Source organism: Anabaenopsis sp. FSS-46 (genome assembly GCF_029891665.1).
GTDB classification, from domain to species: domain Bacteria; phylum Cyanobacteriota; class Cyanobacteriia; order Cyanobacteriales; family Nostocaceae; genus Anabaenopsis; species Anabaenopsis arnoldii.
The window spans coordinates 22,285-28,863 of sequence record NZ_JANQDG010000092.1 but is presented as its reverse complement, the minus strand read 5'-3'; the positions used below and the strand labels follow the sequence as shown (position 1 = coordinate 28,863).

General features: G+C 42.2%; 10 protein-coding genes. 8 read left to right on the top strand and 2 right to left on the bottom strand.

The features are described 5' to 3' along the window. On the bottom strand, positions 1-415 hold a 415-nt coding region (locus NWP21_RS10875; RefSeq protein ID WP_348519771.1), incomplete at its 3' end, for a type IIL restriction-modification enzyme MmeI. Positions 416-692: 277 nt separating this feature from the next. On the opposite strand from NWP21_RS10875, the gene rseP reads away from it, so the two are divergent. The 3 genes from rseP to rpsN are packed head-to-tail and all read left to right on the top strand — an operon-like array spanning position 693 to position 2,811. Beyond that, entirely contained in the window at positions 693-1,790 is a 1,098-nt protein-coding gene (rseP, locus tag NWP21_RS10870) for an RIP metalloprotease RseP (RefSeq protein WP_280792703.1), read from the top strand. Continuing rightward, the gene (nth, locus tag NWP21_RS10865; RefSeq protein ID WP_280792702.1) at positions 1,766-2,476 is read left to right on the top strand and encodes an endonuclease III; all 711 of its coding nucleotides are present in this window, start codon (positions 1,766-1,768) and stop codon (positions 2,474-2,476) included. The genes rseP and nth overlap by 25 nt, the downstream gene beginning before the upstream one ends. Positions 2,477-2,508: 32 nt before the next feature. After that, positions 2,509-2,811: a 30S ribosomal protein S14 gene (gene rpsN, locus NWP21_RS10860; protein ID WP_271734062.1), complete on the top strand. Its 303-nt coding sequence runs from the start codon at positions 2,509-2,511 to the stop codon at positions 2,809-2,811. A 39-nt stretch (positions 2,812-2,850) separates the two neighbouring features. Here the strand turns inward: rpsN and NWP21_RS10855 are convergent, their stop codons facing one another. Next, positions 2,851-3,180: a hypothetical protein gene (locus tag NWP21_RS10855; RefSeq protein ID WP_271734063.1), complete on the bottom strand. Its 330-nt coding sequence runs from the start codon at positions 3,178-3,180 to the stop codon at positions 2,851-2,853. 72 nt (positions 3,181-3,252) lie between these two features. Here NWP21_RS10855 and aat point away from each other — a divergent pair, with 72 nt between their 5' ends. The 5 genes from aat to NWP21_RS10830 all read left to right on the top strand — a co-directional run bounded on the left by aat (position 3,253) and on the right by NWP21_RS10830 (position 6,496). Further along, entirely contained in the window at positions 3,253-3,828 is a 576-nt protein-coding gene (gene aat / locus NWP21_RS10850) for a leucyl/phenylalanyl-tRNA--protein transferase (protein WP_271734065.1), read from the top strand. Positions 3,829-3,970: 142 nt separating this feature from the next. Continuing rightward, positions 3,971-4,534: a peptide deformylase gene (gene def / locus NWP21_RS10845; protein ID WP_271734064.1), complete on the top strand. Its 564-nt coding sequence runs from the start codon at positions 3,971-3,973 to the stop codon at positions 4,532-4,534. A gap of 156 nt (positions 4,535-4,690) precedes the next feature. Further along, positions 4,691-4,894, top strand: a complete 204-nt coding sequence (locus tag NWP21_RS10840) for a hypothetical protein (RefSeq protein ID WP_271734066.1) — start codon at positions 4,691-4,693, stop codon at positions 4,892-4,894. Positions 4,895-5,052: 158 nt separating this feature from the next. Further along, positions 5,053-5,847, top strand: coding sequence for a PD-(D/E)XK nuclease family protein (locus NWP21_RS10835; protein ID WP_280792701.1), 795 nt, complete (start codon positions 5,053-5,055; stop codon positions 5,845-5,847). A 19-nt stretch (positions 5,848-5,866) separates the two neighbouring features. Continuing rightward, on the top strand, positions 5,867-6,496 hold the full coding sequence (locus NWP21_RS10830; RefSeq protein WP_280792700.1) for a GNAT family N-acetyltransferase: 630 nt from the start codon (positions 5,867-5,869) through the stop codon (positions 6,494-6,496). Positions 6,497-6,579 lie beyond the last annotated feature (83 nt).

Here is a 6,579-nt window from a genome sequence, read left to right as displayed (position 1 = left end):
CTGGTAGCTGCTCTAGGGAGATTTGATCTACGGGTGTATCTAGCTGAAGGTCAAAGTCAAATATCCAAAATTCATCGAAGTTACATAATATGACGTATTTGGGGCGTTGGGGTACTAATCTTGTCCAGTAATCAAAGGCTTGGGAGTAATGTTTACTTAGGTCTTCGCCGCGTTTTTTCATTTCAATTAATACGCGGGGTTTCCACACTAGGTCAGCAAACCCGGTTTTACCTTTTTTACTCCCTTTTTTAATGGGTTCTTCAAATTTCGCCCCCGCGTCTAAGGCTCCTTGGTGTCCAAAGGCTCTAAAAAATCGGTCTAAGAATGTTTGCGCTTCTTGTTTTTCTTGTCCTTTGATGTGTTGGTGACAAAAGTTGACGAATTTATTTAGGGTTTGGGGGGTTGCTGCTGTCATTTTTGGTGGAGATACCCTAGGTGGTGTGAGTAGTTACCATGTTATAGGTTATTCCACCGTGGGGCGAGTTTTTTGTCTGGTTTTTAAACGCAAAGGTCGCTAAGTACGCGCAAAGGTTCGCAAAGGTGTTTGTTGAGAAGATGTTTTAATTGGCTGGGTGGGGTTTAATTACTAGATCCCGGACTTGTCACATAATCACAGATACCCTACTATAAGTCCTTAGCCATTCCTTAACTATTAGAATAAGAATGATATATCCGAATTTTGACTAAGCTCTATGTCAGTTTTAGCAGCGATCGCAGTCTTGGCTGTTTTGATCTTGGTACACGAGTTAGGACACTTTACCGCAGCTCGTTCTCAAGGTATTCTCGTTAACCGCTTTTCTTTAGGATTTGGCCCTGTTCTTTGGAAATACCAAGGTTCTCAAACTGAATATGCTATCCGCGCCTTTCCTTTAGGTGGGTTTGTGGGCTTCCCCGATGATGACCCTGATAGCGATATTCCCCCCAATGACCCGAATTTGCTGCGTAACCGGCCAATTTTAGATCGGGCGATTGTCATTAGCGCGGGAGTGATCGCCAATTTAATCTTTGCCTATTTCTTGTTGGTAAGTCAGGTAAGTCTCATTGGTATAGGACAAAGTAGCCAACCGGGAGTTTTAATTCAACAACTAGCGCCAGAGGTGAGTTCTGTGGCCGCATCTGCTGGAATTAAACCAGGAGATGTGATTTTAGCGGCTAATTACAGGGAATTTGGCACAGCACTACAGGAAATAGAAGATTTACGGGATATTATCAAAAATAGTCCCGGTCAACCTGTACAGCTAGAAATTGCCCGTGGCGACCAAAGGCTAACTGTCAATGTAGTTCCTGAGGAGAAGCCAGCTGGAGGTAGTATTGGCGTGGGACTTGCTCCCAATGGTGAAGTTATTCGCCGTCCTGTGAAGAATTTGGCACAAGCTTTCAATATTGGTGGTAGTGAATTTCAGCGCTTGGTTACCATGACATTTCAAGGCTTTGGCCAACTAATTACCAACTTTGGCGAAACAGCTGGTCAGGTAGCAGGACCGATTAAAATTGTCCAAATTGGTTCTAGCATTGCCCAAAATGATACAGGTAGTCTGTTCTTTTTTGCTGCTTTAATCAGTATTAACTTGGCAATTATTAATATTTTACCTTTACCGGCTCTAGATGGCGGACAACTGGCATTCTTGCTAATTGAAGGTTTACGAGGTAAGCCACTACCTAACCGCATTCAAGAGGGTGTGATGCAAACTGGTTTAATGTTACTCTTGGGACTAGGAATTTTTCTGATTGTTAAAGAAACTAGTCAGTTAACCTCCCAGTTAGATTGGGTGCAAAAGTTATTCCAGTGAGTGTTACCCGCAAATCCTCATCTCAAAAGCAACGGGCGTTAGAAATTCTCGCCCGGTTGCAGGGTCTTTATCCAGATGCAACTTGCTCTTTGAATTACTCTACTCCAGTACAATTGCTGGTAGCAACCATTCTTTCGGCTCAGTGTACTGATGAGCGAGTGAATAAGGTTACACCAGCTTTGTTTGCCCGGTTTCCAGATGCGGCTAGTTTGGCCAATGCTGACCTAGAAGAGTTAGAAATTTTAGTACGGTCTACGGGTTTTTACAGAAATAAGGCCAAAAATATTCAAGCAGCTTGTCGGATGATTGTCAAGGAGTTTGACTCTGTTGTTCCCCAGGAAATGGAGCAATTATTACAGCTTCCAGGGGTGGCGCGAAAAACGGGAAATGTAGTTTTAGCTCATGCTTATGGTATTAATGCAGGGGTGACTGTTGATACTCACGTTAAGCGGTTAAGCCAACGCTTGGGGTTAACGAAATTTTCTGACCCGGTGAGGATTGAGAAAGATTTAATGAAGTTGTTACCCCGTCCGGATTGGGAAAATTGGTCAATTCGTTTGATTTATCACGGTCGTGCTGTTTGTAAGGCTCGTTCTCCCCTCTGCGAAGCTTGCTATCTCCATGATTTATGTCCGACTGGTGAGAAAACATTTATTTCGAGAAAGTCTGAAAACACGATAGAATAGAAAATGCTGTCTGCAAACCAGTTAAAGAATTTATGGCAAAAAAGAGTATGATTGAGCGCGAAAAAAAACGCGCCAACTTGGTAGAAAAGTATAGTGAAAAGCGAGAAGCATTATTGACAGAATTCAAAAGTGCGGAATCTCCCTTGGATAAATTGGAAATTCACCGGAAAATTCAACAGCTACCCCGGAATAGTGCGCCGACTCGTCACCGCAATCGCTGCTGGGTAACTGGTCGTCCCAGGGGTGTGTATCGCGACTTTGGTCTGTCTCGGAATGTGTTCCGGGAATGGGCCCATGAAGGTCTTTTACCGGGTGTGGTTAAGTCTAGCTGGTAGTCACTGCTCATTTTCTCCTGGAAGGAGAAAATGACTAAACTATTCTCCGCAGCAACGGTCTATGCCTAGACTATCTAAGAGTAGATCGCTGACGGCGTTGGCGATCGCAAATTCTCCATAGAAACTTTTAGAAAAATCAAATGCCTGCATCTCTGTAACAATGGCTATAACTAGAGATCCTAAGTCATTCTCTCCTTCCATGCGTTGTCGGACAAAAATTTGTGCCGCCCTGTGGGCAATTTTTTGATTGACTATTTCGGGGAGGAATTCTGTGTCTAACCACTTTAATAATCGGTCTTGCAACCACTGACCTTCAAGATCGGGGTTGTTGGAAGGTGGTAGGGTAATGGGTGGTATTGCTTCGGTCATGTTTTTTTTAACGCAGAGGAACGCTAAGGGAAAGGCAAAGGTACGCTGAGGGTTTTTTTGCTTGCTGAAATTATGGAATACGATATCGCTGCTATTGTTCGGGGTTATGCTCAAGGTTATTTTCTCATGGCTGATGACAACAAAGGCCTGGGATGGTACAGCAGTCGCGATCGCACTTTGATTCCCTTAGATGAGCGATTTCGCTACCCTAGGTCTTTGCAGCGTGTTCTCAATCAAGAGCGTTTTACCCTGAGCATTAACTGTGATTTTCCATCCGTGGTGGCTGGGTGTGCTGACCGCGAGACTACTTGGATTTCACCGGAGTTACAGGAGATTTACTACTTACTTTACCAGAATGGTTACGCTTATAGTTTTGAAACTTGGCAAGGTGACCAACTGGCTGGGGGTATCCTAGGAATTGTTATTGGGGGTGCTTTTATTGGTGAGTCGATGTTTTACCGCGTTCCTGAAGGTTCTAAGGTGGCGATGGTTAAGTTGGTGGAAAGATTGCGCCAAAACCAGTTTCTACTGTTTGATGCTCAAATGATGAACCCCCATTTAGCTAGATTTGGCGCTTATGGGATTAAGGATGAGGAGTACCAAAGTTTACTTAAACAAGCGCTACAATGTCGTTGTTCTTTGGTGTGAAGTATAAAATAGGATAAATTCCTAGTCAAAAGCCATACACTAAGTTTGATCTGCTATATAAAGAGTAGGGGTGATCACGCTCCCACTATGTTTTGATAGAATTAAAACGGTAGGAATTTTCACAACTTAGTCATTGATTATCATGCCTTCTGAAATTGCTGTCGAGAAGAAAAAGTTAAAAAATCCCCCCTTAAAACTTCACTATCTGGGCGATCGTGTCCTGCGTCAAGATGCCAAGCGGATTACTAAAGTAGACGATGAAATCCGTAAACTTATCCGGGAAATGCTGCAAACTATGTACAGTAGCGATGGTATTGGTTTAGCTGCACCTCAAGTAGGAATTCATAAACAACTCATTGTGATTGATTGTGAACCAGATAACCCTGCTAACCCCCCACTGGTATTGATTAACCCCACCATTAAACAAGTCAGTAAGGAAGTATGCGTCGCCCAAGAGGGCTGTTTGAGTATTCCCAATGTTTATTTAGAGGTAAAACGTCCCGAATCCGTAGAAGTTGCTTATAAAGATGAATACGGCCGTCCCAAAACCCTCAAAGCCTATGATCTACTCGCACGCTGCATTCAGCACGAAATGGATCACCTCAATGGGGTAGTATTTGTAGACCGGGTGGAAAATTCCTTGAGTTTAGCCCAGGAGTTATCGAAAAATGGCTTCTCCTATCAGTCGGTGAAACCAGTAGCATAGGGGTTCGCTAAAATCTGTTTTGCTGATCATTCCTTCACTGAATTCATGCTACTATGAACTAAATAATTAAAAATTTGTACTGTGGATAGTTTAGGTACTTCCATGGTCAAGTAAGATAAAAAAGTGAGCAATTGTTAACATTTTCACATAGGAATAATAGTGTATACTCCAAAAAGCGGTTTATTTCTAGGTGGTGCTTGCATCACAGCGATCGCCGCCGTGGGTTCAGTATTTGAACTTACCTCTGGACAACCAGATTTAGGTGTTCAGGTAACTGCCATTATCCTCGGATTGAGCATTCCACTCACGGGATTATTTTTCTTTGCTGCAGTGAAGGACGCACGGGCTAACATTAAATAAGCATCAGGTATATAAAAAGGTAGAGGGATGAAACCAAAGGCAAAATTCATCCTTCACCTTTTATTTTTTTCGCTTGACATAGCCTGGATAACAGGAAACGCACAAGATTTTTACCCATATTTATTCTTGGTTTAGTGTCTTCGTGTTTTAATAAAAGAATGTCGTCAGAAACAACTCCACTATTACACCTATCCCAAGCACATCTCAACTTACTAGAAACTTGTCCGCGTAAATTCCAACAAGTTTACTTAGAAAAACTTCACTCTCCCTCCAGTCCCGAACATCAGGAACATCAAGTTTTAGGTAGTCGCTTTCACCTGCTAATGCAACAGCGAGAAATGGGTTTACCGATTGCTGGGTTCCTCCAAGCAGATACTCGACTGGAAAGCTGGATATCAGGTTTGACCAATGTAGCACCAGAACTTTTAACACCCACCGTACCCCTAAGCTTCCGTGAAGGCGAACATTATCGCACGCTGCAAATTCAAAACTACTTACTCACGGTTATTTATGATCTACTGATCGCAGACGCTGACAAAGCGCACATTATCGACTGGAAAACCCATCCTCAACCACCAAATAAACGCAAGTTAGAACAGAATTGGCAAACACGTCTCTATTTATATGTTTTGGCTGAAACAAGCGCCTATTTACCCCAAAATATTTCTATGACTTACTGGTTTGTCCAGTCGGAAGGTGAACCGCAAAATATTCAATTTAATTACGACAGTCCCCAGCACCAGCGCACAGCCGAAAAACTTACTCAACTGTTAAATAAATTAACCCATTGGCTAGAAGGTTACCAGAGAAACAGGCCATTTCCACAAGTACCGGAAAATAGTAAAACCTGTAATTATTGTCATTTTGCCATACTTTGCCAACGGACACAAGCCGGGGGAGAACATCAACAGAATTTACCAAATCTTGCCAATATTCAAGAAGTAACCCTATGAATTATAGGGAGATTGTAATATGAAAAGCTTTGATGAAACTGATTTGATTTATGTTCGTGAATTAGGTATTGATGATATTTCCCCTGTTTACCACCTGGGAGAACAGTTATTTACTAGCGATTTATATCCTTATTTATATCGCACCTGGGACGAATGGGAGGTAATTGGACTTTACAATACAGACCCAGAATATTGTCTAGTTGCGGAAACAGATGGGGAGTTAGCGGGGTTTATTCTGGGAACTATTATTACTAAAGCTTCCTGGACTTATGGTTATATACTATGGTTAGCTGTGAATCCAAAATTTCAGCGTCGGGGTGTAGCAGATAAGTTAGTTGATCATGTTATCTCCAGGATGATTGAAGATGGGGCGCGTTTCATGCTGGTAGATACAGACCCTACTAATAATCCGGCTGTCAAGTTTTTTAACCGTAAAGGATTTGGCAATATCCGCCAGCATATTTTCTTGTCGATGAATTTAAGCAAGCATGAACATTATGGCAGACTCATTGATTATGAACATCAAAAGGCGGAAAGAGCCGGTTACAGGCGCACTCGTCCTGCAATTCGCGCTGTTAAACCTGATGGACTTGTGAATAAGGTGATCTGCAATCCTCTGGTAAATGAAACTCTGATCAATGATGAATGAATATCTCTAAATCATAAGAATTAATCAACTAGATATTAACACAGATAAACCCGATGTTGTGAATTTAGTTTACATAATTGTAA

Coding starts and splice junctions, on each gene's coding strand:
- NWP21_RS10835 (WP_280792701.1), top strand. CDS start 5,053: ATGTCGTCAGAAACAACTCCACTATTACACCTATCCCAAGCACATCTC.
- def (WP_271734064.1), top strand. CDS start 3,971: ATGCCTTCTGAAATTGCTGTCGAGAAGAAAAAGTTAAAAAATCCCCCC.
- aat (WP_271734065.1), top strand. CDS start 3,253: ATGGAATACGATATCGCTGCTATTGTTCGGGGTTATGCTCAAGGTTAT.
- rseP (WP_280792703.1), top strand. CDS start 693: ATGTCAGTTTTAGCAGCGATCGCAGTCTTGGCTGTTTTGATCTTGGTA.
- NWP21_RS10830 (WP_280792700.1), top strand. CDS start 5,867: ATGAAAAGCTTTGATGAAACTGATTTGATTTATGTTCGTGAATTAGGT.
- rpsN (WP_271734062.1), top strand. CDS start 2,509: ATGGCAAAAAAGAGTATGATTGAGCGCGAAAAAAAACGCGCCAACTTG.
- NWP21_RS10855 (WP_271734063.1), bottom strand. CDS start 3,180: ATGACCGAAGCAATACCACCCATTACCCTACCACCTTCCAACAACCCC.